The following is a 24845-nucleotide window of genomic DNA, read 5'->3' on the forward strand; positions in this document are numbered from 1 at the left end:
CATGCCGGCGTCGGCCCCGTCACCCGCAGCCGGCCCAGAGCCCGCCGATCCGACCGACGCCGCCATGACCAGAACACGTCGACAGCTCGACCTGATCGACCAGATGCTTGGAGCCGCCCCCAAATGACCACCAGCCTCGGCTCGGCCTTGCCAGGATTTGCCTCCACGCGCGCGACGTCGGAGCAGCCGGCCGCGAACGGCAGGAACGATGACGCCGGCTTCGGCAAGATGCTGCGCGACGATGCCGGTGCTGCCCGCCCGGAACGGCAGCCGTCGACAGAGGCGGGATCGCGCGACCAGTGCTGGAGCAAGCTCGCGGCCGGCCTTGCCGGGCATGACGCCAAGGCCGAACCAGCATCGGCCGAGCCCGCAAGGACCATCTCGGCCAAAGTGGCAAACGTGAAAACCGGCAAGGACGATTTGGAAGCAAACGCGAAGGCCGACGCTGAAGAGACGGCGCCGGACGCCGAGCCGCTTCAGGACGACCTGCCGCTGCTGATCGCGTTTCATGACCTGTGGCATTTCTCGACAACGGCCAAGGCAGCCGGGGGCAATACGACCACCGGCGAGAATCCGTCGGACCCGGCGCTCGATGGGCAGGCTTCACTGCCAAAGACCTACCGGCCAAAAGCCGCGGGCGGACGCGAAGCACTCGAAACCATGTCGAAGCCGGAGCAGGCGTCGATCGTCGACGGACCTTTGACGGCGCTTGACGGTCAGTCACCGAGCGCTGCCTCCAGCGCGACAAAACGCGACGCCGCGGCGGCGGCCCAGAAGCTGCCGGACGCGCCGGCTGCCGATGTGCCCGGCGTGCGGTCGAAGCACGCCGCGAATGCGATGAAGAGCATCGAGGATGTCCAGTCCTCGATGCGTCCCGAAGCGGGAAAACAGTCCCTGCCCACTGCGCGCATCGACGTGGTGTCGGAACGGAGCTTCCCCGCACCGCCGCAGAGTCCCATCAGCCAGGCAGCCCTCAATGTGATCAACGCCATAGCCACCGACGCCGGGCCGCAAAAGGCGCTTTCAGCCTCACCCACGCCCACCCATCTGGCCAGCTCTGTTGCCGTTCCGACACATGTGTTGAAGATCGAACTCCACCCCGCCGAACTCGGCATGGTGACGGCCAATCTTCGCCTCTCCGGGGAACAACTCTCGATTGAGCTGAAGCCGGAAACGCACGACGCTTATCGTCGGCTGTCGGCCGACAGCGAGGCCATCGTCAAGTCGCTGCGGGGGCTCGGCTTCGAGGTTGACAAGGTCACGATACTGCAACCTTCGGTAGCAGTTCCCGCTACAACCCGGGCGGATGCAACCGCTCCTATGGCGGCGGCGACAGGCCGCGATCCAGCATCCTTTCAACCGGGGAATTCGGGCAGCGGCAATGGTGGAGCCGGCGGCCAGCAACCGGGCCAGCAATCCTCAGGGAAACGCAACGATGACGCGCAGGACTACGGCCGCGGCACTTCGCCTGCTCGCGAGCGCGCTGGCAGCGATATCTTTATCTAGCGCGGCAAACGCCGCCGCAGCCGCGGCCAACCCCTGCGAGCCGGAGATCCTGCGCGCCGCGGATCGTTATGGCGTACCCGCCGGCATCCTCTATGCCGTTGGCCTGACGGAGACCGGAAACAAGGGCAGCCTTCAACCCAATGCCTTGAATATAGAAGGAAAAGCAGTCTTTCCGAGGAGCCGGACCGAGGCCCTTGCCGCCTTCGCCAATGCCCGGCGCGAGGGCAAGACCCTGATCGATCTGGGCTGCATGCAGATCAATCACCACTACCACGCATCGCATTTTCGCAGCGTCGAGGACATGCTCGACCCACGCCAGAACGTCGACTATGCGGCGCGCTTCCTGGCCAGCCTTCATGCCCGTCACGAGACCTGGTCTATGGCCGTGGCCCGCTATCATGCCGGTCCCGACAACGACCCGGCGCAGAAGATCTATGTCTGCCGCGTCATTGCCAACATGGTCGCCACCGGCTTTGGAAAATGGACCGCGAACGCCCGCGGATTCTGCAACCCGTAAGCGCATTTCCCGTTACTAATAGACAAACCGTACAACCCGAATTGTTGGTTTGACTTGGTCAGAACTTGCCGCCGAAAGCACATCTGGCCGCCCGCTAATGCAACCGAAACGATTCCAGACTCCCAAGAAACTAGCTACAAGAAATGACGGTTGTTCAGGATTCCCGCCAGCGGATACGCCTCTCTTCACGGGGCAAATGATTTGATTCGGAAGGCGGGGCCGATGATTGTGATCGTTGACGAGCGCGAGCTCGTAACAGAGGGATACAATTCACTTTTCGATCGTGAGGGCATCGCCTGTGCAGGCTTTGCGTCCGGCGAATTCGGTGAGTGGGTGAACTCTGCCGCAGACACCGATCTGCGCTCGGTCAGGGCCTTCCTCATCGGCGACTGCCGCGAGGGTTCCATCTCTCCGCGCCAGATCCGCGACCGCACCGGCGCCCCGGTGATTGCGCTCAGCGAACAGCATTCGCTGGAGAACACGCTCCGGTTGTTCGAGAGCGGCGTCGACGACGTCATTCGCAAGCCCGTCCATATCCGCGAGATCCTGGCCCGCATCACCGCCATCCGCCGCCGCGCCCAGGAAGACGTCGCCTACACCGAGATCGGCGCCATGCGCATCTTCATGGATGGCCGCGACCCCGAGATCGACGGTCAGCCCCTCCCCCTGCCGCGCCGTGAACGCCGCATCCTCGAATATCTGGCGAGCAATCGCGGGCGCCGTGTCACCAAGACCCAGGTTTTCAACGCCATCTACGGCATCTTCGACGAAGAGGTCGAGGAGAACGTGGTGGAAAGCCACATCAGCAAACTGCGCAAGAAGCTGCGCGAGAAGCTGGGCACCGACCCGATCGATTCCAAGCGTTTCCTCGGCTACCGGCTCGTCTTCTGATGCAGCGCCGCGCCAGCCTCGCGCAAGAAAACATGCGTAGCCTCGTAGCCAGCAGCATGGACACAGCGGAGACGTTTCGATGAGCCTCTACGGAATGATGCGGACCGGCGTTTCCGGCATGAACGCCCAGGCAAACCGCCTATCGACGGTCGCCGACAACATCGCCAATTCCGACACCACCGGCTACAAGCGCTCCTCCGCCGAATTCTCGACGCTGGTCATGCCGTCGACCGGCGGTGCCTACAATTCCGGCGGCGTCACCACGACGATCCGCCAGGCGGTCAGCGATCCGGGTGTGCTTCAGTACACGACCTCGGTTTCCGACCTTGCCGTCAGCGGCGATGGCTTCTTTGTCGTCCAGGATCCGAGCGGCACCCCCTACCTGACCCGGGCCGGCGCTTTCGTTCCCGACGGTCAAGGCAGACTTGTCAACTCGGCCGGCTTCCAGCTGATGGCGTACAGCTACGACAACGGCGTACCGGCAGCGACGGTCAATGGCTTCGAGGGGTTGGTCCCGGTTGTCATCTCCGACCAGGGAATGACCGCAACGCCGAGCACCGAGGGCAGCTATGCCGGCAACCTGCCGGCCGGCGCGACACCGGTCGCGACCGCCAACCTGCCCGCCGCCAACGCTGCGACCGCGCAATACACGTCGAAATCCTCGATGGTCGCCTACGACAATCTCGGCAACAAGAAGCTGCTCGACGTCTATTTCACCAACACCGGCGCCGGCACCTGGCAGGTGGCGGTCTTCGATCAGTCGAAGGCCACCGCTGGAACATCGTTCCCCTACACCGCTGGCGGCTTGCTGGGCTCGGCCAACCTGACCTTCGACACCACCACCGGCAAGCTCACCGGCACGCCCACCGGCGTTTCATTTACCGTGCCGAACGGCGCCACCCTCAATATCGATCTGTCTGCGCTGACCCAGCTTGGCGCCGGCTTCACGGTTTCCGATGCCCAGGTCAACGGCAACGCGCCGAGCACCATCGACAAGGTCCAGATCAGCAAGGACGGCACCATCTACGCACAGTACAAGGACGGTTCGACCAAGCCGCTCTACAAGATTCCGCTGGCCGACGTGCAGAGCCCGGACCAGCTCACCGCGCTGCCCGGCAACGTCTATTCGCAGGGCACCGAGTCCGGCGCGGTTCGTGTCGGCTTTGCCAATGAAGGCAAACTCGGCTCCATCATCTCCGGCGCGCTCGAGAATTCCAACGTCGACATCGCCGAAGAACTGACCAACATGATCGCGGCGCAGCGCAGCTACACCGCCAATTCGAAAGTCTTCCAGACCGGTTCCGATCTGATGGACGTCCTTGTCAACCTGAAGAGATAAGACGGGCGTCGCCCGCGAAAGACCCGCATGTCACTGTCTACCGCATTGAGTATCGCCCAGTCGGCGCTTATGAACACCGCGCGACAGACAAGCGTTGTCTCGCGCAACGTCGCCGACGCCTCCAATCCGGACTATTCGCGGCGCCAGGCCGTCGTCACCAGCACGGCGCCGGGCGCGCGTTCGGTCGATATCCAGCGCGCAGCCAACGAGCTTTTGTTTCGCCAGAATCTCGGCGCGCTATCGGCCTGGAGCGGGCAGAACGCGCTCTACAGCGGCATGGATCAGCTGGGCGTCGCGGTCAATGGCGTCGACAATGCGTCCTCGCCCTCGACCGCGATCGCCAACCTGCAGCAGGCGCTGCAGCTCTACGCCACCTCGCCGTCGAACCAGAACCTCGGCGCCTCGGTCATCGACGCCGCCAAACAGGTCGTGCGCTCGCTCAACGAGGGCTCCAAGGCAGTCCAGGATTTCCGCACCCAGACCGACGGCCAGATCGCCACCGCCGTCGATGACCTGAACTCGCTGCTCAGCCAGTTCCAGGATGCCAACACGGCGGTCATGTCCGGAACCCGTTCCGGCACCGACGTTTCCGATGCGCTCGACCAGCGCGACGCGCTTTTGAAGAAGATTTCGAACTATGTCCCGGTGTCGACCTTCACGCGAGGCGACAATGACATGGTCATCACCACCGGCGACGGCACGACTTTGTTCGAGACGATACCGCGCACGGTCACCTTCGCGGCGTCGGCAGGCTATACCGCGGGTGCCGCCGGCAATGCCGTTTACATCGACAACGTGCCGATCTCGGCGGGAGCCGGCGGCAACACCAGCGCCAGCGGCACGCTTGCCGGCCTGCTGCAATTGCGCGACGGCGTCGCCTCGACCATGCAGAGCCAGCTCGACGAGACCGCGCGTGGCCTGATCACCGCTTTTGCCGAGACCGCACCCTCGATGGCCAATGCCGCCGGCCTGTTCACCTGGTCGGGAGCGCCGGCCGTGCCGGCCGCCGGCACGCTGGTCACCGGCCTTGCCGCGTCCATCAGCGTCAATGCAGCGATGGACCCGAGCACCGGCGGCAACCCGACGCTGCTGCGCGACGGCGGCGCCAATGGTGCGGCCTATGTCGCCAACACGGGCGGCGGCGCGTCCTATTCCACCCTTCTGGTCGCCTATGGCGACCGGCTCGACCAGCCGATGACTTTCGACCCCGCCGCCGGCGTTTCGGCAACCTCCAGCGTATCCGACTACGCCGCCAGTTCGATCGGCTGGTTCGAGGGCGTGCGCCAGCAGGCTTCGACCGCCTCCGATGCCAAGGAAGCACTGGCATCGCGCAGCGCCGAAGCGCTGTCCAACGCGACCGGGGTCAATGTCGACCAGGAAATGTCGTTGCTGCTCGACCTCGAACACACCTACCAGGCATCGGCCCGGATGATGAAAACCGTCGACGACATGCTGACGGCCTTGCTCAACGCGGTGGGATAATTCCATGACTTCAGTCTCCTCGGCCGCAATCTCCAATGCCATGCGCTCCCAGCAGATGCGCATGCAGGCCGAACTCGTCAAAGCCACGAAGGAAGCGTCGACCGGCAGGGTCGCCGATGTCGGGCTGGCTCTCGGAGGGCGCACCGCCCAGTCCGTCACCTTCTCGCGCGATCTCGACCGGCTCAACGTCATTATCGATTCCAACGGCCTGGTCGGCGCGAGGCTTTCCTCGACACAGACCTCGCTTGGCCAGCTCTCCGGCGCCGCTCAGACCTTCCTGTCCGCCCTGACCACCGCTTCCTCAAGCGACTCGTCCAACAGCCTCACCCGGGACTCCGGCAAGGCGACCATCCAGCAGCTGACCTCGATCCTCAACACCAGCGTCAATGGTGAATATCTGTTTGCCGGCACCAACACCGACGTCAAGCCGATCAACGATTTCACGGCTGCCGGCTCTCCCGCCAAGGCTGCATTCGATACCGCTTTCCTCACCAATTTCGGTTTCACCCAGGACGACCCGGCAGCGGCCAACATCACGGCCGCCCAGATGGACGATTTCATCACCAACGATGTCGCGCCGCTGTTCACGGGCGCGGGTTGGCAGGGCGACTGGTCGAACGCCACCGACCAGCAGATCGTCAGCCGCATCGCACTCAACGAAACCACACCGACTTCGACCAGCGCCAACAGCGATGGCATTCAGAAACTCGCCATGGCCGCAGCCATGGTCAGCAGCCTGATGTCCAGCAACATCAGCCAGGCGGCGAAGAATACGGTTGTCAGCCGCTCCACCACATTGGTTGGCGAAGCGCTGAGCGGCATTGGCCAGCTTCAATCCGAGACCGGCATCGTCCAGAAGCGGGTTTCCGATGCCAACGATCGGATGAAAACGCAGGTCGACCTTTTCGAACGGCACATTCTCGATCTGGAAGCCGTCGATCCGGCGGCAGCCGCGACACGGGTCGCGGACCTGACACAGCACATCGAAACGTCTTTCGCGTTGACCGCACGCCTGCAGCAGCTCAGCCTGTTGAATTACCTGACCTGACAACGCTTAACGGAACGGTAGAGCCCCAACGATGTACCAATTCTCCTACGCCGACATCCAGAGCAACTCCGTTGCCGACGCGAAGGACCGCGAGCGGGAGCTTCTGACCCGCTCGATCGACATGCTGGCGGCGGCAGCAGCGGCCGGCCACGATTCCATGGAAGCGATCGAGGCGCTTCACTTCACCAACCGCGTCTGGACCGCCTTCGTCGAGGATCTTGGCTCCAGCGACAACGCCCTGCCCAAGGAACTGCGCGCCAATCTCATTTCCATCGGCCTGTGGCTGCTGCGCGAGGCGGAGGACATCCGTCAGGGCCGCACCAACAATTTCGAAGGGTTGATCGAGGTGTCCCAGATCATCAGGGACGGCATTCAATGACCAACACGCTGAAGATATCGCTGAAGCCGAACGAAAAGATCTACATCAACGGCGCCGTCATCCGGGTCGACCGCAAGGTCACCGTCGAATTGATGAACGACGTCCAGTTCCTGCTCGAAAGCCACGTGATCCAGGCCGACGATGCCTCGACGCCGCTCAAGCAGCTTTATTTCATCCTGCAGGTCATGCTGATGAACCCGGCCGGCGCCGCCGCGGCGCGCGACATGTTCCGCCGTTCGCTGCCGCTGCTTCTGGCAAGCTTCGAGGACACCCAGATCTGCAGCGCGCTGAAACAGATCGACCGCATGGTCGGCGAGGATCATATCTACGAGGCGCTGAAGGCGATCCGCGCGCTTTATCCGCTCGAACGCCGCGCGCTGGGTGGTAATGACGATGTTTTGGGTGCCGAGCGCCCGCTGGCCGTGGGAGCACGATACTGATGAACGTGGACATGACGACGACGATTCCGACAGGCGCCAATCAGGCCACGGCGTCGACCTCGAAGACAGCGGTCGACTACCAGTCCTTCCTGAAGCTTCTGATCGCCGAGATGAAGAACCAGGATCCGACCAAGCCGATGGATTCGACGCAATATGTCGCCCAGCTCGCCACCTTCTCTCAGGTCGAGCAGTCGGTGCAGACCAACACCAAGCTCAATCAGATCATGCAGTCCTCGGCGCTGTCGCAGGCCGACGCACTGATCGGGCGCTCGATCACCTCCGCCGACGGCCTGACCACGGGCACCGTGGCTTCGGTGCGCCTCGCCAGCAACGGTCTCATCGCCGTGCTGCAGAACGGCACCGAAGTCGCCGTCGGTCCGGGAGTCTCGGTCAAGGCAGCAAGCTGACGCTTTCGACAGAGAGCCAGTCCCATGAATGAGGCCGACGCTCTCGACATCGTCCAGTACGCGGTGTGGACGGTGCTCGTCGCGTCCGCTCCGGTGGTGCTGGTCGCCATGGCGGTCGGCATCGGCATCGCCCTCATCCAGGCGCTGACGCAGGTACAGGAGATCACCTTGACCTTCGTGCCGAAGATCGTCGCGATCATGCTGGTGGTGGCGTTGACCGGCCCCTTCATCGGCAGCCAGATATCGGCCTTCACCAACGTCATCTTCGAGCGCATCCAGAACGGCTTCTGAGCCTGTTCCAGGATGGTGTGCCGCGGCATGCCGTTCGCAATTGTGCGAGGACAGACGCCGCCGATCCCCGCGGCACCTCCGGACCCACGGCGGACAAGGCCTGGACCGCCTCTATCCCATTGTTGGACCATGCGCTTTTTTGCCCTTTGCGGCGCCATGCCCTACTTTCGGCAAACGGTCTGCGCAAACGGATTGTCTGACGAGCAGGCACGACATGGCAGGAACCCCAAATGATTGACGAAAAGCCGGACAGCGAGAGCGTCTCGGCGCTGGCGCCCTTCCGGCACGGCATTTTCCGCGCCGTGTGGGGCGCAAGTCTCGTCTCGAATTTCGGTGGCTTGATCCAGGGTGTCGGCGCCGCCTGGATGATGACCACGATCGCCACCTCGCCCTATCAGGTGGCCCTGGTCCAGGCTTCGACCACCTTGCCGATCATGCTGTTTGCACTCGTAGCCGGCGCCATCGCCGACAGTTTCGACCGGCGCAAGGTGATGCTTGTCGCCCAGACCTTCATGCTGGTGGTGTCGGTGCTTCTGACCCTGTTCACCTATTCAGGCCTGATCACGCCGTGGACGCTGCTCGCCTTCACCTTCCTGATCGACAGCGGCACCGCGCTCAACAGCCCGTCATGGCAAGCCTCCGTCGGCGACATCGTCCCCCGCAACAAGGTGCCGGCGGCCGTCGCCCTCAATTCGATGGGCTTTAACCTGACACGCAGCGTCGGTCCGGCGATCGGCGGCATCATCGTCGCCGCGGCCGGTGCCGCGGCCGCCTTCGCGGCGAACGCGGTGAGCTATATCGGCCTGATCGTCGTGCTGGCGCGCTGGAAGCCGGACGTGCCGGTATCGACCTTGCCGCGCGAGTCGCTGGGGGCTGCCATGGGCGCCGGCCTGCGCTATGTCGCCATGTCGCCCAACATCGGCAAGGTGCTGGTCAGGGGTGCTGCGTTCGGCTTCAGTGCAGGCGCTGTGCTTGCGTTGCTGCCTCTGGTGGCGCGCGATGTCGTCAAGGGCGATGCGCTGACCTATGGCATCATGCTCGGCGCCTTCGGCATCGGCGCGGTCGGCGGCGCCTTGATCAGCGTCAGGCTGCGGCAGTTGCTGTCCAGCGAGACGATGGTGCGCTGTGCTTTTGCCGGCTTCGCTGTCTGCGCATTCAATGCCGCCGTCAGCCAGCATGCCTGGCAGACGTCGCTCGGCCTGCTTGTCGGCGGCGCCTGCTGGGTGATCGCGCTTTCGCATTTCAACGTCACGGTGCAGATGGCGACGCCGCGCTGGGTGGTCGGCCGGGTGCTGTCGGTCTACCAGACCGCGACTTTCGGCGGCATCGCGCTCGGCAGCTGGATCTGGGGTGTCGTCGCCGATGCGCACGGCGCCGAAACCGCGCTGATCGCAGCCAGCGTCGCCATGCTGGCCGGCGGCGCCATCGGTCTTTTGCTCCCGCTGCCGCAACAGCAGGTGCTCAACCTCGACCCGCTCAATCGCTTTAAGGAACCGCACCTTGCGCTTGACCTGAAGCCGCGCAGTGGTCCCATCGCCATCATGATCGAGTATGTGATCCGGCACGAGGACGAACCGGAGTTCCTCGCCATCATGGCCGAACGCGGCCGCATCCGCCGTCGTGACGGCGCCCGCAACTGGACGCTGGCGCGCGATCTCGAGAATCCCACCGTATGGATCGAGCATTATCACACGCCGACCTGGATCGAATATATCAGGCACAATGGACGCATCACCCATGCCGACGCCGTCATCGGCGAACGCGTGCGGGCCCTGCACAGCGGCGACGAACCGCCCCGCGTGCGGCGCATGATCGAACGCCCGACGACCGCGGGCACAGCGCTTGTGATGGCCAAGGGACCGATCGAGCATTAGGGCTCCGCAACCACTGTCGCAGGCCCCCGCTTGGCCGTCCGTCACCCCTCGCCCGATAGGTCCCGGCGCGCCTTGTCGAGTTCCTCGGCATAGCGCCGCATCAGATGGCCTTCGGTCAAAAGCCCCAAGACGATGTGGTCGGTGAAATCCTCGACGACTGCGAGTTCTTCGGCGCCGGCGCGCTGGAATGTTTCCGCGGCGGCCTGCACGTTCATGCTCGGCACCAGCACCGCGTCCTTGTATTTGGCAAGATCGCGCACCGGCACCTCGCCATCGGAAGGATCGCTGTGCAGTTCGGCCACGATCAGCACGCCGACATAGTGGTCGCCCGCGTCGACGGCGATGACCCGCTGGGCAGAGCCGAGCGGCACTTGCTTGCGGAAGGCTGCCAGCGTCGTCGAGGCATAGATGGTCTTGATGTCCTTGCGCATCATCGAGCCGACTGTGAGGCTGCGCATCCAGCCGACATCGTGCGCGCTGCGGATGGTCTCGCCGCGCAAATGGAAGCGCCATGTCGAGAACGAGTAGCCGAAGGTCTCGCGCACCAGGATCGCCGACATGATCGAGGCGGCCAGCACAACGCCGGTCAGCGTCAGGTCGCGGGTCGATTCCAGCGCCAGGAAGGTCATCGTCAGCGGACCGCCGACGACACCGACTGCGAGCGACGTCATGCCGACGACGGCGGCGACGGCAGGGTCGATGCCGGTTGCCGGCGAGACGACAATCATCACATCCGCGAACGCCTTGCCGAGCAGCGCGCCGAGGAACAGCGAGGCGAAGAACAATCCGCCGCGAAAACCCGACCCCAGCGAGACCGCCGACGCCGCCAGCTTGAGCACGAAGACGCTGGCCACCACGGCCAGCCCGTAATTCATCGAGAATTCGCGATGCAGCGCGCCATGGCCGCTGGACAGGACCTGCGGCGTGATCAGCCCCAACAAGCCAACGATGACTCCGCCGATGACGGGGCGCAGCGCCGCATCGATCGACAGCCTGGCGAAACCGCGCTCGATCAGTGTCACCAGATGCATGATGGCGATCGAGGCGGCACCGCCGAGCAGGCCGAGCAGCAGGAACGGCACATACTGGCTGGCGGTGAGCGCCGGCAGACCCGAAAGCTCGAGCGGAAACGGCACGCCGCCGAACATCTCTGCCGTCAGCGAGGCGCAGATCGCGGCTGTCAAGACTGGCGCGACATTGGCAACCGAGTAGATGCCGATGACCAGTTCGAAGCCGTAGAAGGCGCCGGTCAGCGGTGCATCGAAGGCGGCGGCGATGGCGCCGGCCGCACCACAGCCGACCAGGATGCGGACATCGTTGCGGCGCAGCCTGAAGATGCCCGCCAGCCGCGATGCCAGCCCGGAGCCAACCTGCGTATAGCCGGCTTCCAGCCCGACCGAGGCGCCAAAACCGCTGGAGATCATCGTCTGGCCGGCGATGATGAAGGTGTCGGTCAGCGACATGCGCCCGCCATAGAGCGCATTGGCTTCGATCGGGTCGATCGGCGTGCGGAATTTCCGTATCCTGAGCCAGACCACCGTCAGCCCCAGCAGCATGCCGCCGATCGCCGGTATCAGCGCCTGCATCGGATTGGCGAGCGAGAACATGCCGGAAAGCCGGCCGCCTGGCTGAACGCCGAACAGCAGCCCGTGCAGGTCCTGCACGATCTGGCTCATCGCCGTGACCAATATGCCCGCCATCACGCCTACGACACCGGCGAGAACGACCACCACGATGCCGCGTGCCTCGAGCAGAGGCAACGACCTGATCAGCACCGCGCGCAGCCGGCGGGCGTAGACTTCGCTGTGGTTTCTGGAAAGCACCGGGGCGGCTCGCCGATATCGAAAGGCAGTGGAAAGCCAGCCTGATACGCCCGGCGGCACGGCATGGCAACCACTATGCCGGCAGACACCATATTGGCGACAGCTGGCGCGATATCGATCGGCTGACGGACCGTTCAGGTCGGCATGGGCTCGCCGGCTTCATAGAGCACGAGGTTGCGCTCGCCTATGCCTAGCGCCGGCCAGCTCGCACGCCAGTCCGCAATGTGCGGCGAGGCGAAATGCGCGTCGAGCGCTGCCCTGTCACTCCAGACTTCCGTGACCCGGATGAGCCCGGCATCGAAAACATCCTGCGCATAGGAATATTCGAGACAGCCGGGCTCGGCGCGGCTGCCGGAAACCATGCGTTCCATAGCGGGCTTAGCTTCCTCCAATTTGTTTGGCGGCAGGCGGATGGTGCCGATGATCAGAAGCATGGGTTTCCCTTCCTAGCGAGGCCGGCCGACACGGCGACCTGCGCATGGTCGTTCGAACTAGCCAGTCTCCCACCCTCGCGCAAGCTTGGCGGGCTACCTTTACAGGGCTGTCGCGCGCTCGGCAGTCTATGGGGTTTGAGGACGATATGGCGATCAGCGAAAGCATTCAGCCCGGCGCGGTGGCCAAGAACGGCCGCGACGTCTTCTTCGCCATCGGCATCGTCATCATCCTGGCCGTGCTGTTTCTGCCGATTCCGGCCTTTCTCATCGACGTCGGCCTCGCCTTCTCGATCGCGCTTTCGGTGCTGATCCTGATGGTGGCGCTGTGGATCCAGCGGCCGCTCGATTTCTCGTCCTTCCCGACCGTGCTGCTCATCGCCACCATGCTCAGGCTGTCGCTCAACATCGCCACCACGCGCATGATCCTGTCGCACGGCAATGAGGGCACGCATGCCGCCGGCTATGTCATCGCCGGCTTCTCCAAGCTGGTGATGGCCAGCGACTTCGTCATCGGCCTGATTGTCTTCATGATCCTGATCGTGGTGAACTTCATCGTCATCACCAAGGGCGCCACCCGTATCGCCGAAGTCGGCGCGCGCTTCACCCTCGACGCCATCCCAGGCAAGCAGATGTCGATCGACGCCGACCTGTCGGCCGGTATGATCGACGACAAGACCGCGCAGCTGCGCCGCCGCGAGCTGGAAGAAGAATCTTCTTTCTTCGGCTCGATGGACGGCGCCTCGAAGTTCGTGCGCGGCGACGCCATCGCCGGCCTCATCATCACCGCCATCAACATCGTCGGCGGCATCGCCATCGGCTACATCAGGCACGGTATGGGCATGGGCGAAGCCGCCGACGTGTTCATCAAGCTGTCGGTCGGCGACGGCCTCGTCACCCAGATCCCGGCACTGATCGTGTCGCTCGCCGCCGGCCTGCTCGTCTCCAAGGGCGGCACCCGCGGCTCGACCAACCAGGCGGTGTTCGGCCAGCTCGGTGCCCACCCGCGCGCCCTCTATGTCGCGGCATCGCTGCTGGTGCTGCTCGGCCTGATGCCCGGCCTGCCGCTGTTCCCGTTCTTTGCGCTCGCCGCCGGCATGGCCGGTCTCGGCTACGTCATCCCGATGCGCGCCAACCGCGCCGTCGCCGAAGCCGAGGCGATCAAGGATCAGGAAAAGGCGACCAAGGTCGAAGAGGAGAAGAACTCGGTCAAGGCTTCGCTCGCCACCGCCGAGATCGAGCTTTTGATCGGCAAGCAGCTGTCGACAAGGCTGCTGACGTCGCATCAGGAACTGGTTTTCCGCATGGGCAAGATGCGCAAGAAATTCGCCACCCAGTACGGCTTCGTCGTGCCGGAAGTGCGCGTCGCCGACGATTTCGCCATCCCGCCGAAGAGCTACCAGATCAAGGTGCACGGCACCGTGGTGGCCGAGTACCAGATGCGCGTCGGCGAGATCATGGTGCTGCTCGGCAACCGCGACATACCCGAGATACCGGGCGAGGAAATCCGCGAGCCGGCCTTCGGCATGCGCGCCTATTCCGTGGTCGAAGCCTTCGCCGAGGATTTGAAGCGCGAGAACTACACCTTCGCCGACAACATGTCGGTGCTGCTCACCCATCTCTCCGAGGTCATCCGCAACAACCTGCCGCAGCTTCTGTCCTACAAGGACATGAAGGCGCTGCTCGAACGCCAGGACCAGGAATACCGCAAGCTCGCCGACGAGATCTGCACCACGCACATCTCCTATCCCGGCCTGCAGGCGGTGTTGAAGCTGCTGCTCGCCGAGCGCGTCTCGATCCGCAATCTGCACCTGATCATCGAGGCGATCGCCGAGATCGCGCCGCATGTGCGCCGCACCGAGCAGATCGTCGAGCATGTCCGCATCCGCATGGCCCAGCAGATATGCGGCGACCTGTCCGAGGGCGGCGTGCTGAAAGTGCTGCGCCTCGGCAACCGCTGGGATCTCGCCTTCCACCAGAGCCTCAAGCGCGACGCCAAGGGCGAGGTGCGCGAATTCGACATCGACCCGCGTCAGCTCGAGGAGTTCGGCCAGGACGCCACCAAGGCGATCAAGAAATATCTGGAAGCCGGCGAGCGTTTCGTCCTCGTCACCGCGCCCGACGCCCGCCCCTATGTGCGCATGATCATCGAGCGCCTGTTCACCACGCTGCCGGTGCTCAGCCATGTCGAAATCGCCAAGGGCGTCGAGATCAAGGTGCTCGGAACCATATCGTGAGCGTGCTGTCGCAAGGCGTCGTCATCGCGGCGTTCCTCGCCTTCTGCCGCATCGGCGCCTGTTTCATGCTGATGCCGGGCCTCTCCAGCGCCCGCGTCCCGGTCCAGGTCAGGTTGTTCGTGGCGGTCGCCGCCACCGGCGGCCTGCTCGCCTTTCTGTGGGACAAGATCTTTCCTTTCGTCGACCCGCGCCCGCAGATCCTTGTGCCGATGATCATCTCGGAACTTCTGGTCGGCGGCCTGATCGGCGCCATGACCAGGCTCTACATGGAAGCCCTGCGCTTCATGGGCTCGGCCATCGCCATGCTGGTCGGTTATGGCGGCACCGGCGGACCGGCGATCGAGGAGCCCGAACCCCAGGCAGCCCTTGCCGCAATCATCTCGTTCTCGGCGCTGTTGATGCTGTTCGTCTTCGATTTCGACCACGAGATAATACGCGCGCTGGTTTCCTCCTACACGGTCGCGCCGGTCAACGTCTTCTTCAACCCGCAGGCCGCCCTCGTCGATGTCACCGACACGGTGTCGGACACGTTCTTCCTGGTCATCCGCCTCGGCAGCCCGTTCGTCGCCTATGCTATTCTCGTCAATCTGACGATCGGCTTCGTCAACAAGCTGACGCCGCAGATCCCGATCTATTTCATCTCCCAGCCCTTCATCATCGCCGGCGGCATGATCATCTTCTATTTCGCCGTCGGCACCATGCTGTCGCTGTTCGTCGACGGCTTCGTCGATCTGACATTGGCGAGATAGAAATGAGCACGCGCAAGGACCGCCTCAAGAAGCTGGTCAAGGTTCAGGAACAGCTGAAGGCGCTGCACGAAACCCGCCACGCCACCTTCCTTGCGGCGGCCAGTGCCGCCGAGGCCGAGGCCAAGGAACTGGTCGGCCATTTCGACCAGGCCGATTCGCTCTCCGCCCTGTTTCCCGATCTCTACCATCGCCGCATTGCCCAGGCGGTGGTGCGCCAGGAAGCGAACCTGGCGAGCGCCAGGCAGGAAGCCAGCCTCATCGCCGCGGCGACCGCCCGCACCAACATGGTCGAGCGCGCCTACAAGGACGTACGCAACCGCGACGAACGCGACCGCTCCGACCGCGAGCGGCTGGACCTGATCACGCAGAAGCGGACGCAGGAGTAGTTGGGAGCATTGTGTGGCGCGAAGCGGACCCTCCAAGGTTCGGCTTTCCCGTAAACGCTTTACAGCCCGGTTTGGTAGCGCTACCGTTTCAGCCTAGCGTGAGCCTGGGAGGAGCCAGGGCTGTCGCTAGCGGAAGCGTTGTTCCTTCGACGACGTCGCGGGAATTTGTTGGGAGGATCGATGGCGTCTGTCGCAATTGGCGAAGTCTATAAATCATTCGGCGCTGTCGAGATCCTGCACGGGGTCAGCGTGAACATCGAGGACGGCGAGTTCGTCACTCTGGTCGGACCGTCGGGCTGCGGAAAATCAACCCTCCTCAGAATGATCGCCGGCCTAGAAAAGATTTCACGCGGCCAGATCGCGATTGGCGAACGTGTCGTCAACAACGTTGCGCCCAAGGAGCGCGACGTCGCCATGGTCTTCCAGAACTATGCGCTCTACCCACACATGACCGTCGCCGAGAACATGGCGTTCTCGCTGATGCTCAAAGGAGTTTCCAAGCCGGAGAGCGATGCAGGCGTGCGCCGCGCGGCCGAAATCCTTGGGCTGGTGCCGTTGCTGGCGCGCTATCCTCGGCAGCTTTCCGGCGGCCAGCGCCAGCGCGTCGCAATGGGCCGCGCGATCGTGCGTGATCCGGCGGTCTTTCTCTTCGACGAACCGCTGTCCAATCTCGACGCCAAACTCAGGGTGCAGATGCGCGCCGAGATCAAGGAACTGCACCAGCGCCTCAAGACCACGACAGTCTACGTCACTCACGATCAAATCGAAGCCATGACCATGGCTGACAAGATCGTGGTCATGCATGACGGCATCGTCGAGCAGATAGGGCCGCCGCTGGAACTCTATGACCGGCCGAACAATCTTTTTGTCGCCAGCTTTATCGGCTCGCCGGCCATGAATTTGCTGAGGGGCGAGATCGCTACCGACGGCTCACCCTCGTTCCGCGGCGCCGGGGGGATTTCGGTCCCGTTGGCCTCGGCACTTTCCATCCGCAATGGCGAGCCTGTGGTGCTGGGAATAAGGCCCGAGCATTTGCGGCTGTCCGACGACCAGGGCATTCCGGTCACCGTCGCGGTGGTTGAACCAACCGGGTCCGAAGTGCAGCTCATCGGCCGGACAGCCGGCGGCGAAGAGATCGTCGCGAATTTCCGGGAACGACATTCCTTTACGCCGGGCGAAACCATCCGGCTTACGGCCGAGCCCAGCCTTATCCATCTCTTTCACGCAGAAACCGGACAGAGATTCCAGACACGTATCGATCAGTAGGACCACAGGCAAGGACAACAACAGGAGGAAACGAGCATGAAGTTCACCAGACGCGACGTGATCCGCACCACCGCCGGCGCGGCGGCGGGTGCCTTGGGAAGTCGGTTCATCAGCTCTCCGGCCCTTGCCCAGGACGGACTGAAATACAAACCCGAGGATGGCGCCAAGCTTAGACTGCTGCGCTGGTCGCCCTTCGTCCAGGGCGATGAAGACCAATGGCTGGCCAACACCAAACGCTTCACCGAGGCGACAGGTGTCGAGGTTCGCGTCGACAAGGAAAGCTGGGAGGACATTCGTCCCAAGGCGGCGGTCGCAGCAAATGTCGGGTCCGGCCCCGACCTGATGTTCGTCTGGTTCGATGACCCGCACCAATATCCCGACAAGCTGCACGACGTGAGCGAACTGGGCGAGTATCTCGGCTCGAAATATGGCGGCTGGCACGAGGGACCTAAGCAATATGCGACACGCGACGGGAAGTTCGTCGGCCTGCCCCTGGCCACGATCGGCAATGCCATCGTCTATCGGGAAAGCTGGGTGAAAGAGGCCGGCTTTTCGGAGTTTCCCAAGGACACGAAAGGCTTCCTGGAACTTTGCAAGGCCTTGCAAGCGAAGGGACATCCGGCCGGCTTCACGCATGGTCATGGCGTCGGCGACGGCAACAACTATGCTCATTGGCTGCTGTGGAGCCATGGCGGCCAGATGGTCGACGAGAGTGGCAAGGTAACGATCAACAGCCCCGAGACCCTCAAGGCGATCGAATATGCGCAGGAGCTTTACAAGACCTTCATTCCAGGCACCGAAAGCTGGCTCGACGTCAACAACAACCGCGCCTTCCTGGCCGGCGAACTGGGGGTGATCGCCAATGGAATTTCCGCCTACAACACGGCCAAGATCAACAAGGACAAAGATCCAAAGCTGGCTGAAATCGCCAAGGACATACGCACGACCAACCTGCCCATCGGTCCTGTCGGCAAATCCGTCGAATTGTTCCAGGTGACCACGGCTGTCATCTTCAATTACACGCCCTACCCCAACGCGGCCAAGGCGTATTTGCAGTTCATGTTCGAGGAACCGCAAATGAAGGACTGGATCACCTCCTCGGCCGGATATTGCTGCCAGACACTGAAGGCATTCGACAACAACCCCGTGTGGACTGCCGATCCCAACAACGCCGCTTACGCCAAGGCTTCGGCTACTCTGCGGCCTAACGGCTATGCCGGGCCGCTCGGCTATGCCTCGGCGGCAACCATGGCCGACTACGTGCTGGTCGACATGTTCGCCAAAGCGGTGACCGGCCAGGCCACGCCGCAAGAGGCAATGGAAGAGGCCGAGAAGCGGGCAAATCGCTATTATCGCGTTTGAGCCGGCTCAGCCGGGCAGCGCCGCTGCCCGGCTGGCTTCGGATTGCGTCGCGGCCGATCCGGCCGATCAATGAGACCTCAGCAGGAGCCGACCCATGGCCGTGCCGTCAGCTGCTATCCAGCCGCGACCTTCGATCTTCTCACGGATTCTGTCGCGCTGGAGCGAAAGCCGGAACGCACTTGGCTTCGGCTTCATGCTTCCGGCGGCTGCACTGCTGCTTGTCTTCCTGACCTATCCGCTGGGGCTCGGCGTCTGGCTCGGCTTCACCGATGCCCGCATCGGCCGCCCCGGCATCTTCATCGGCGTCGAAAACTATGAATACCTGTGGAGCGACGCCGTCTTCTGGCTCTCCGTCTTCAACACCTTGCTCTACACGATCAGCGCCTCGATCCTGAAATTCGCGCTCGGCCTCTGGCTGGCGCTCATCCTCAACCAGAACCTGCCCTTCAAATCGTTCTTCCGCGCGATCGTCCTGCTGCCGTGGGTGGTGCCGACGGTGCTCTCGGCCATCGCCTTCTGGTGGATCTACGATTCGCAGTTCTCCATCCTGTCGTGGGCGCTCATGGAAATGGGACTGATCGATCACCGCATCAATTTCCTTGGCGATCCGGAGAACGCGCGCGCCTCGGTGATCGCTGCCAATGTCTGGCGCGGCATTCCTTTCGTGGCCATCACGCTGCTGGCCGGCCTGCAGACGATTCCCCAATCGCTTTACGAGGCCGCGACGCTCGACGGCGCCAGCCGTTGGCAGTTGTTCCGCTATGTGACGCTGCCGCTGCTGACGCCGATCATCGCCATCACCATGACCTTTTCGGTCCTGTTCACCTTCACCGATTTCCAGTTGATCTATGTGCTGACTCGCGGCGGACCGGTGAATGCCACCCATCTGATGGCGACGCTCTCGTTCCAGCGCGGCATTTCCGGCGGCCAGCTTGGCGAGGGAGCCGCGATCGCGGTGGCGATGATCCCGTTCCTGCTAGCGGCGATCCTTTTCAGCTATTTCGGGCTGCAACGTCGTAAATGGCAGCAGGGCGGTGGAGACTGACATGGCCGCGATCGAAACGAACAATCGTCCGAACACGGATGAAGGCGGCATGGGCTATCTCCAGAGCCTGCCCCGGCGCGTGGTCACCGTTTATCTGCCGCTCCTGATCTTCGTCATCGTGCTGCTGTTCCCGTTCTACTGGATGACGATCACGGCGGTGAAACCCAATCTCGAGATGACGGATTATGCCAATTTCAATCCGTTCTGGGTCGTCAATCCGACACTCGAGCATATTCGGTATCTGCTCTTCGACACATCCTATCCGGGCTGGCTTCTCAACACGATCATCATCTCGACCGCCTCAACTTTCCTGTCGCTGCTGGCGGCGGTGTTCGCTGCCTATGCGATCGAGCGCTTGAGGTTTTCCGGGGCGCGGCAGGTCGGCTTGGCAATCTTCCTGGCCTATCTCGTGCCGCCCTCGATACTGTTCATTCCCCTGTCGGTAATGGTGTTCAACCTCGGGCTTTACGATACGCCGTTCGCGCTGATCCTCACCTATCCGACCTTCCTCATTCCATTCTGCACGTGGCTCTTGATGGGCTACTTCCGCTCGATACCCTTCGAACTGGAAGAATGCGCGCTGATCGACGGCGCGAGCCGCTGGCAAATCCTGACCAAGATAGTTCTGCCGCTGTCGGTGCCCGGCCTGATTTCCGCCGGCATCTTCGCTTTCACCCTGTCATGGAACGAATTCATCTACGCCTTGACCTTCATCCAATCGTCCGAAAACAAGACCGTGCCGGTCGGCGTGCTTACCGAGCTCGTACGTTCGGACGTCTATGAATGGGGAGCCCTGATGGCAGGCGCGCTGATCGGCTCCCTGCCGGTGGTGGTGCTCTATTCATTCTTTGTCGAGCACTACGTCTCCTCGATGACGGGGGCGGTCAAGGAGTGAAGCTGAGGCGGAAATCCCACCCTCGGCGGACCATCGAAGCAAGCTCGTGGGTGCCAAGCTGATCGTCAGCTTCCGGCCAAAGGCGACGATGGAAAAATCTGCCCGATGGCGCGAAGCCGGCAGCTTCGATCCGATCCGCGCACTCCGCTCCCTCTCCTTCCCGCAAGCCTGCCACAAGCTTGTTGAGGCATGGTCTGGCTAAGGAAAACCGGTAAAAGGCGGACTTTCTTGGCGATTTCTCCACCCAGCGACATCGTTATGGATGTGGCCCGAGCCGCCGACCCGGCGGATATCGAGACCGCCCGCGCCGCGCTGGCAAAGCGGGCCGGCGGCGCTGCGGGCACGTTTTCACTCGACACCGCCGCTTCGGTCGATGCCGGCTCGATCCTGTCGCGCGCCACCGCCGACAAGGCCGCCGCTGCAACCGACCCGGCCAACAAATTCAAGAAGTTCGAGGCGATGGTGCTGCAGACCTTCATCCAGAACATGCTGCCAAAGGACACCGAGGGCGTCTACGGCAAGGGCCTGGCTGGCGACATGTGGAAATCGCAGCGTGCCGAGCGGGTGGCCGACGTGATGGCCGAACGCGGCGGCATCGGCATCGCCAAGTCGATGCTTGCCGACCACTATCTCGAAGGCAAGCGCGTGGTTCCGGTCGGTCCGGTCTCGGGCGGGTTGGAAAAGACCGAGATCGACCAGCAAAACAGCCTGTCGACCTCGCTGGTCCACCAATTGCAGCGCAAGGCTGCGGGGTCGATGACCGGTGACGAGACGACCATAAAAACAAACATCAAGATCTAAACTGGGAAACGCCATGGCCGACTTTTCAGAATCCACCCCCAATCTGCCAGCACGCACGACCGCGTCGGAAGCGCCGATCCCGTTCGCGCGGCCCGGCAACCTCGCCGCCATCATCGGTCGCATCGAGGAAGTGGTCGAGGAAGAGACGGCCGGTATCCGCAACGCGACCAACTATGATCTCAAGGCGTCGAACGCCCGCAAGAGCCGCTACCTCTACGAGTTGACGCGCGCCATGAAGGGCGGCAGCGAAGCCGAATTCCTCGAACAGCACCGCGAGGGCCTGACCCGGCTGCGCCAGAAGCTGGCGAAGAACGAAGCGGCGATCCTGGCGCATCTCAGCGCGGTCAACGAAGTCGCCAGCCTGCTGCGGCACGCCATCCAGCGCGCCGAGACCGACGGCACCTATTCCGCCGGCGAGTTCGGCTGGATGAAGGCATGATGCCGAACACAAGCGACACTTCGGAGATACTGCCGAAGCAACGGCGCAGTGCCGCGTCGCCTTCGCAAGGGACTGATCAAGGGACTGACAAGAGCCGATGATCAAGGTCATCGCCATCGCCGTCTGGATCTGCGCCGCAACCCTCGGCGCCGTGTTCTATTCGTTTCAGGCGGCCGGCGAGCGCGGTGTCGGCGAAACGCCGAAGCCGATGCTGGGCGGTCTCGACTACGTCAAGACCGACATCATTTCGGTGCCGCTGATCCGCGATTCTGAGATCGGCGGCTATTTCCTGACCAAGCTCGTCTACACCGTCGAACCCGAGCAGATAAAGAAGCTGTCCATTCCGGCCGAAGCGCTGATCACCGACCAGGTCTATTCCTACCTCTATTCCAATCCGCAGATCGACTTCACCAACAAGGCGACGATCGATCTCGATGCCTTCCGCGCCGCAATCCGCGATACCGTCAACGCGCGTGTCGGCGCGCCCTTGGTGCATGAGGTTCTGATCGACCAGGTCAATTTCCTGTCGAAGGACGAAATCCGCGACAACTGGCTGCGCCGCAAGAAAAGCGAGACGGCGAGCGAAATGACCAAGGCGTTCAAGGAACACTGAGTTGCCCCGGCTCGGAGTCCCGGCCTCATCGGGGCTCACCTGCCGCGACGGCAGGAACCAACCGCCCGAATTCGCGTTGACGTAAACGTCAACCCAAAGCTATATGCGGCAGCGACCGTGATCGCGAAACTGCGGCATGGGCTTCGGCTGGATCGAAGCGCCGTTGCGAGACAGATGCAACCAGACAAGGAGAACAGCGTGAGCGTTCAGGAGATTGCCGAGAAGATCAAGTCGCGCGTGGCCAGCAGCGGGTTCGATCGTTCCGTGAAATTCGACACCGGCAGCGACGGCGTCATCGTCATCGACGGCGCAACCGTCTCGAACACCGATGCACCCACCGACTGCACCATCAAGCTCTCGCTCGACGATCTGGATTCGCTGATCGCTGGCGACCTGAACCCGACAATGGCGTTCATGACCGGCAAGATAAAGGTCGAAGGCGACATGACCGTCGCCATGGCGCTCAGCCAGCTGATCGGCTGAAGGCATCCAGCCGCCCAAGCGGCACCCACCAAGCGCAAAAACGCCGCCTTTTCGGGCGGCGTTTTTGCATGAAATGCTGCCGGCTTCGTGTCAGGCCGCCGATATCAGTTCCTGCGCCTTCAGCTTGCGGCCGGCCGCCTTCAGCGTGCCGTGCACGCCGTCAAGCGCGCCTTCCACCAGTTCCAGCGCCAGCAGGCGGTGCCGCTCATAGGGTCCCGGCATGGCAAGTGAACCGGTCTTCTCGGCCGAGAAGCCGAAGCGCGCGTAATAGGGCGCATCGCCGACCAAAAGGATAGCGGCATGGCCGAGACGCGCCGCTTCGGCGATGGCATGGCGCATCAGCGCCGAGCCGATGCCGGCATTCTTGAGCGACGGGTCGACGGCAAGTGGGCCAAGCAGCAGCACGGCCGCACCGCCCTCGCCCAGCCTGACATCCCACAGCCGCACGGTGCCGGCCACGCCGCCCGAAGCATCGCGGGCGACGAAGGCCAGGCCTTCCGAGGGCCGCCGGCCACGCCGCAGCTTCTCCGACGACTTTTTCCTGCGCTTCGGCCCCATGGCCCGATCGAGCAACGCCTCGCGCGCCGCAACATCGGCGGCGGTTTCGGCGACCATCACAGAGGCCGGTGCGTGGCCCCCAATTTCAACTGGCATTTCCATTTCAACTGACATTTCCATTTCCGCAATCCCTGGCGAGCGGAGATCTGTTCCACAGGCGAGCCCGGGTGGACGACACGCGCCCACCGGGGATGATCTGATCGGCTCTCTCAGCGCATTTTCAGGCGAAGTTGTGTCCGGTTCGCCGTCCGAAAATGCGCTGAGGAAGCGCCGTCAGATCACATAGGATCGGAGAGGCTCGAAGCCGTTGAAGGCGACCGCCGAGTAGGTGGTCGTGTAGGCGCCGGTGCCTTCGATCAGCACCTCGTCGCCGATGGTCAGCGACAAAGGCAGCGGATAGGGCGTCTTCTCGTACATCACGTCGGCCGAATCGCAGGTCGGGCCGGCGAGCACGCAAGGTGCGGTCTCCGTGCCGTCATGCGGCGTGACGATCGGGTAGCGGATCGCCTCGTCCATCGTCTCGGCAAGACCGCCGAACTTGCCGATGTCGAGGAACACCCAGCGCACATTGTCATTGGCCGCTTTCTTCGAGATCAGCACGACTTCCGACTTGATGACGCCGGCATTGCCGACCATGCCACGGCCCGGCTCGATGATGGTCTCGGGAAGCGCATTGCCGAAATGCTTGCGCAGCGCCGAGAAGATCGCCTGGCCATAGGCCTGGGCGGCTGGCACGTCACGCAGATAGCGCGTCGGGAAACCACCGCCCATATTGACCATCTTCAACACGATGCCTTCTTCGGCGAGCGTCGCGAACACCACCTTGGCGTCGGCCAGCGCACGGTCCCAGGCGGTCAGGTCGGTCTGCTGCGAGCCGACATGGAACGACACGCCATAGGCGTCGAGGCCGAGCCCCTTGGCATGGCGCAGCACGTCGACGGCCATCGCTGGCACGCAGCCGAACTTGCGCGACAGCGGCCATTCCGCGCCCTCGCCATCGGTCAGCACGCGGCAGAACACGCGCGCGCCTGGAGCGACGCGAGCGATCTTCTCGACCTCTTCGACGCAATCGACGGCGAACAGGCGGATGCCGAGCTGGTAGGCGCGTGCGATGTCACGCTCCTTCTTGATGGTGTTGCCGAAGGAGATGCGGTCCGCCGGCGCACCGGCGTCCATCGCCATCTCGACTTCGGCAACGGAAGCGGTGTCGAAGGACGAGCCCATCGCAGCAAGCAGGCGCAGGATTTCCGGCGCCGGGTTTGCTTTCACCGCATAGTAGATTTTTGAATCGGGCAGCGCCTTCTCGAAGGCGCGGAAATTGTCGCGCACGACATCGAGGTCGACGACGAGGCAGGGACCGGTCGGACGTCGGGTGGCGAGGAAGTCAAGGATGCGCTGGGTGGCCATCGGGGTCTCTCCATCAGCGCCTTTCGGCGCGCAATAAGGCTGCGGGACGCGGGCTGTCAGCCTCGCGAACACGCGGTGGACAAAGGCGGGACGGATATCCATGGAACCAGCCGGTGGAGACCCCGGAACCATGAAGCGCCGTCTCGCGGCGGTGAACCCTGGCCCTGCCCGGCCTC

The 24845-nt window shown here is 63.3% G+C and carries 27 protein-coding genes; 23 read left to right on the forward strand and 4 right to left on the reverse strand.

The window, feature by feature from the left end; genetic code table 11:
• The first annotated feature begins 399 nt into the window (after positions 1-399).
• The 11 genes from EN964_RS02335 (at position 400) to EN964_RS02385 (ending at position 10174) form a co-directional block, all read left to right on the forward strand.
• Positions 400-1506, forward strand: a complete 1107-nt coding sequence (locus tag EN964_RS02335; RefSeq protein WP_245456905.1) for a flagellar hook-length control protein FliK — start codon at positions 400-402, stop codon at positions 1504-1506.
• Positions 1436-2023 (forward strand): transglycosylase SLT domain-containing protein, encoded by a 588-nt coding sequence (locus EN964_RS02340; RefSeq protein WP_050592657.1) that lies wholly within the window; start codon positions 1436-1438, stop codon positions 2021-2023. The genes EN964_RS02335 and EN964_RS02340 overlap by 71 nt, the downstream gene beginning before the upstream one ends.
• Positions 2024-2245: 222 nt before the next feature.
• On the forward strand, positions 2246-2914 hold the full coding sequence (locus EN964_RS02345) for a response regulator transcription factor (RefSeq protein ID WP_013529780.1): 669 nt from the start codon (positions 2246-2248) through the stop codon (positions 2912-2914).
• Between the two features lie 79 nt (positions 2915-2993).
• Positions 2994-4253: a flagellar hook protein FlgE gene (locus tag EN964_RS02350; protein WP_127271693.1), complete on the forward strand. Its 1260-nt coding sequence runs from the start codon at positions 2994-2996 to the stop codon at positions 4251-4253.
• 27 nt (positions 4254-4280) lie between these two features.
• The gene (gene flgK / locus EN964_RS02355) at positions 4281-5735 is read left to right on the forward strand and encodes a flagellar hook-associated protein FlgK (protein WP_127271695.1); all 1455 of its coding nucleotides are present in this window, start codon (positions 4281-4283) and stop codon (positions 5733-5735) included.
• Between the two features lie 4 nt (positions 5736-5739).
• A complete protein-coding gene (locus tag EN964_RS02360; RefSeq protein ID WP_127269451.1) occupies positions 5740-6783 on the forward strand; it encodes a flagellar hook-associated family protein in 1044 nt (347 codons plus the stop codon).
• A gap of 31 nt (positions 6784-6814) precedes the next feature.
• The gene (gene flaF, locus EN964_RS02365; RefSeq protein WP_023810018.1) at positions 6815-7162 is read left to right on the forward strand and encodes a flagellar biosynthesis regulator FlaF; all 348 of its coding nucleotides are present in this window, start codon (positions 6815-6817) and stop codon (positions 7160-7162) included.
• Entirely contained in the window at positions 7159-7602 is a 444-nt protein-coding gene (flbT, locus tag EN964_RS02370) for a flagellar biosynthesis repressor FlbT (RefSeq protein WP_027038236.1), read from the forward strand. Before flaF ends, flbT begins: the two co-directional genes overlap by 4 nt.
• Positions 7602-8009, forward strand: a complete 408-nt coding sequence (flgD, locus tag EN964_RS02375) for a flagellar hook assembly protein FlgD (protein ID WP_013529774.1) — start codon at positions 7602-7604, stop codon at positions 8007-8009. Before flbT ends, flgD begins: the two co-directional genes overlap by 1 nt.
• 24 nt (positions 8010-8033) lie before the next feature.
• The gene (gene fliQ / locus EN964_RS02380; RefSeq protein WP_023810020.1) at positions 8034-8300 is read left to right on the forward strand and encodes a flagellar biosynthesis protein FliQ; all 267 of its coding nucleotides are present in this window, start codon (positions 8034-8036) and stop codon (positions 8298-8300) included.
• Positions 8301-8530: 230 nt separating this feature from the next.
• On the forward strand, positions 8531-10174 hold the full coding sequence (locus EN964_RS02385) for an MFS transporter (protein ID WP_127276143.1): 1644 nt from the start codon (positions 8531-8533) through the stop codon (positions 10172-10174).
• Between the two features lie 41 nt (positions 10175-10215).
• On the opposite strand, the gene EN964_RS02390 is transcribed toward EN964_RS02385, so the two are convergent.
• Together EN964_RS02390 and EN964_RS02395 are read right to left on the reverse strand one after the other, a co-directional pair.
• Positions 10216-11997 carry a chloride channel protein gene (locus tag EN964_RS02390; RefSeq protein WP_127271699.1) on the reverse strand — a complete coding sequence of 594 codons (1782 nt, stop codon included), beginning with the start codon at positions 11995-11997 and terminating at the stop codon, positions 10216-10218.
• A 134-nt stretch (positions 11998-12131) separates the two neighbouring features.
• Entirely contained in the window at positions 12132-12431 is a 300-nt protein-coding gene (locus tag EN964_RS02395; RefSeq protein WP_127269780.1) for a putative quinol monooxygenase, read from the reverse strand.
• A 146-nt stretch (positions 12432-12577) separates the two neighbouring features.
• Between EN964_RS02395 and flhA the strand changes: the two genes are divergently transcribed.
• The 12 genes from flhA (at position 12578) to EN964_RS02450 (ending at position 22704) form a co-directional block, all read left to right on the forward strand.
• On the forward strand, positions 12578-14665 hold the full coding sequence (flhA, locus tag EN964_RS02400) for a flagellar biosynthesis protein FlhA (RefSeq protein ID WP_127269778.1): 2088 nt from the start codon (positions 12578-12580) through the stop codon (positions 14663-14665).
• Entirely contained in the window at positions 14662-15414 is a 753-nt protein-coding gene (fliR, locus tag EN964_RS02405) for a flagellar biosynthetic protein FliR (protein ID WP_023810025.1), read from the forward strand. The genes flhA and fliR overlap by 4 nt, the downstream gene beginning before the upstream one ends.
• A 2-nt stretch (positions 15415-15416) precedes the next feature.
• Complete coding sequence (locus EN964_RS02410; RefSeq protein ID WP_127276144.1) at positions 15417-15800, forward strand: hypothetical protein; 384 nt, start codon at positions 15417-15419, stop codon at positions 15798-15800.
• Between the two features lie 180 nt (positions 15801-15980).
• Positions 15981-17066 carry an ABC transporter ATP-binding protein gene (locus tag EN964_RS02415; protein ID WP_127271287.1) on the forward strand — a complete coding sequence of 362 codons (1086 nt, stop codon included), beginning with the start codon at positions 15981-15983 and terminating at the stop codon, positions 17064-17066.
• A 36-nt stretch (positions 17067-17102) separates the two neighbouring features.
• Positions 17103-18428 (forward strand): ABC transporter substrate-binding protein, encoded by a 1326-nt coding sequence (locus tag EN964_RS02420; protein WP_027038230.1) that lies wholly within the window; start codon positions 17103-17105, stop codon positions 18426-18428.
• Between the two features lie 193 nt (positions 18429-18621).
• Positions 18622-19473 (forward strand): carbohydrate ABC transporter permease, encoded by an 852-nt coding sequence (locus EN964_RS02425; RefSeq protein WP_372958885.1) that lies wholly within the window; start codon positions 18622-18624, stop codon positions 19471-19473.
• A gap of 1 nt (position 19474) precedes the next feature.
• Positions 19475-20368, forward strand: coding sequence for a carbohydrate ABC transporter permease (locus tag EN964_RS02430; protein WP_127271704.1), 894 nt, complete (start codon positions 19475-19477; stop codon positions 20366-20368).
• Positions 20369-20414: 46 nt separating this feature from the next.
• Complete coding sequence (locus tag EN964_RS37500) at positions 20415-20570, forward strand: hypothetical protein (protein WP_164748966.1); 156 nt, start codon at positions 20415-20417, stop codon at positions 20568-20570.
• Positions 20558-21169 (forward strand): rod-binding protein, encoded by a 612-nt coding sequence (locus EN964_RS02435; RefSeq protein ID WP_164775712.1) that lies wholly within the window; start codon positions 20558-20560, stop codon positions 21167-21169. The genes EN964_RS37500 and EN964_RS02435 overlap by 13 nt, the downstream gene beginning before the upstream one ends.
• A gap of 13 nt (positions 21170-21182) precedes the next feature.
• Positions 21183-21608, forward strand: coding sequence for a hypothetical protein (locus EN964_RS02440; RefSeq protein WP_127270030.1), 426 nt, complete (start codon positions 21183-21185; stop codon positions 21606-21608).
• A 97-nt stretch (positions 21609-21705) separates the two neighbouring features.
• Positions 21706-22221 (forward strand): hypothetical protein, encoded by a 516-nt coding sequence (locus EN964_RS02445; protein WP_127270032.1) that lies wholly within the window; start codon positions 21706-21708, stop codon positions 22219-22221.
• 198 nt (positions 22222-22419) lie between these two features.
• Positions 22420-22704 (forward strand): SCP2 sterol-binding domain-containing protein, encoded by a 285-nt coding sequence (locus tag EN964_RS02450; RefSeq protein ID WP_013529756.1) that lies wholly within the window; start codon positions 22420-22422, stop codon positions 22702-22704.
• Positions 22705-22794: 90 nt separating this feature from the next.
• On the opposite strand, the gene EN964_RS02455 is transcribed toward EN964_RS02450, so the two are convergent.
• Both EN964_RS02455 and odc2 read right to left on the reverse strand, forming a co-directional pair.
• Complete coding sequence (locus EN964_RS02455) at positions 22795-23364, reverse strand: GNAT family N-acetyltransferase (protein WP_127270036.1); 570 nt, start codon at positions 23362-23364, stop codon at positions 22795-22797.
• A gap of 171 nt (positions 23365-23535) precedes the next feature.
• Complete coding sequence (gene odc2, locus EN964_RS02460) at positions 23536-24669, reverse strand: ornithine/lysine decarboxylase (protein ID WP_127272801.1); 1134 nt, start codon at positions 24667-24669, stop codon at positions 23536-23538.
• Between the last annotated feature and the right edge of the window lie 176 nt (positions 24670-24845).

Origin of the sequence: Mesorhizobium sp. M7A.F.Ca.CA.001.10.2.1 (assembly GCF_003998575.1) — a bacterium.
GTDB lineage: Bacteria > Pseudomonadota > Alphaproteobacteria > Rhizobiales > Rhizobiaceae > Mesorhizobium.

What these genes read in the sequence shown, in the direction of transcription:
- EN964_RS02340 (WP_050592657.1), top strand. Translation starts at nt 1,436, where the DNA reads ATGACGCGCAGGACTACGGCCGCGGCACTTCGCCTGCTCGCGAGCGCG.
- EN964_RS02345 (WP_013529780.1), top strand. Translation starts at nt 2,246, where the DNA reads ATGATTGTGATCGTTGACGAGCGCGAGCTCGTAACAGAGGGATACAAT.
- EN964_RS02350 (WP_127271693.1), top strand. Translation starts at nt 2,994, where the DNA reads ATGAGCCTCTACGGAATGATGCGGACCGGCGTTTCCGGCATGAACGCC.
- flgK (WP_127271695.1), top strand. Translation starts at nt 4,281, where the DNA reads ATGTCACTGTCTACCGCATTGAGTATCGCCCAGTCGGCGCTTATGAAC.
- EN964_RS02360 (WP_127269451.1), top strand. Translation starts at nt 5,740, where the DNA reads ATGACTTCAGTCTCCTCGGCCGCAATCTCCAATGCCATGCGCTCCCAG.
- flaF (WP_023810018.1), top strand. Translation starts at nt 6,815, where the DNA reads ATGTACCAATTCTCCTACGCCGACATCCAGAGCAACTCCGTTGCCGAC.
- flbT (WP_027038236.1), top strand. Translation starts at nt 7,159, where the DNA reads ATGACCAACACGCTGAAGATATCGCTGAAGCCGAACGAAAAGATCTAC.
- flgD (WP_013529774.1), top strand. Translation starts at nt 7,602, where the DNA reads ATGAACGTGGACATGACGACGACGATTCCGACAGGCGCCAATCAGGCC.
- fliQ (WP_023810020.1), top strand. Translation starts at nt 8,034, where the DNA reads ATGAATGAGGCCGACGCTCTCGACATCGTCCAGTACGCGGTGTGGACG.
- EN964_RS02385 (WP_127276143.1), top strand. Translation starts at nt 8,531, where the DNA reads ATGATTGACGAAAAGCCGGACAGCGAGAGCGTCTCGGCGCTGGCGCCC.
- EN964_RS02395 (WP_127269780.1), bottom strand. Translation starts at nt 12,431, where the DNA reads ATGCTTCTGATCATCGGCACCATCCGCCTGCCGCCAAACAAATTGGAG.
- flhA (WP_127269778.1), top strand. Translation starts at nt 12,578, where the DNA reads ATGGCGATCAGCGAAAGCATTCAGCCCGGCGCGGTGGCCAAGAACGGC.
- EN964_RS02410 (WP_127276144.1), top strand. Translation starts at nt 15,417, where the DNA reads ATGAGCACGCGCAAGGACCGCCTCAAGAAGCTGGTCAAGGTTCAGGAA.
- EN964_RS02415 (WP_127271287.1), top strand. Translation starts at nt 15,981, where the DNA reads ATGGCGTCTGTCGCAATTGGCGAAGTCTATAAATCATTCGGCGCTGTC.
- EN964_RS02420 (WP_027038230.1), top strand. Translation starts at nt 17,103, where the DNA reads ATGAAGTTCACCAGACGCGACGTGATCCGCACCACCGCCGGCGCGGCG.
- EN964_RS02425 (WP_372958885.1), top strand. Translation starts at nt 18,622, where the DNA reads ATGCTTCCGGCGGCTGCACTGCTGCTTGTCTTCCTGACCTATCCGCTG.
- EN964_RS02430 (WP_127271704.1), top strand. Translation starts at nt 19,475, where the DNA reads ATGGCCGCGATCGAAACGAACAATCGTCCGAACACGGATGAAGGCGGC.
- EN964_RS02435 (WP_164775712.1), top strand. Translation starts at nt 20,558, where the DNA reads ATGGTCTGGCTAAGGAAAACCGGTAAAAGGCGGACTTTCTTGGCGATT.
- EN964_RS02440 (WP_127270030.1), top strand. Translation starts at nt 21,183, where the DNA reads ATGGCCGACTTTTCAGAATCCACCCCCAATCTGCCAGCACGCACGACC.
- EN964_RS02445 (WP_127270032.1), top strand. Translation starts at nt 21,706, where the DNA reads ATGATCAAGGTCATCGCCATCGCCGTCTGGATCTGCGCCGCAACCCTC.
- EN964_RS02455 (WP_127270036.1), bottom strand. Translation starts at nt 23,364, where the DNA reads ATGGAAATGCCAGTTGAAATTGGGGGCCACGCACCGGCCTCTGTGATG.
- odc2 (WP_127272801.1), bottom strand. Translation starts at nt 24,669, where the DNA reads ATGGCCACCCAGCGCATCCTTGACTTCCTCGCCACCCGACGTCCGACC.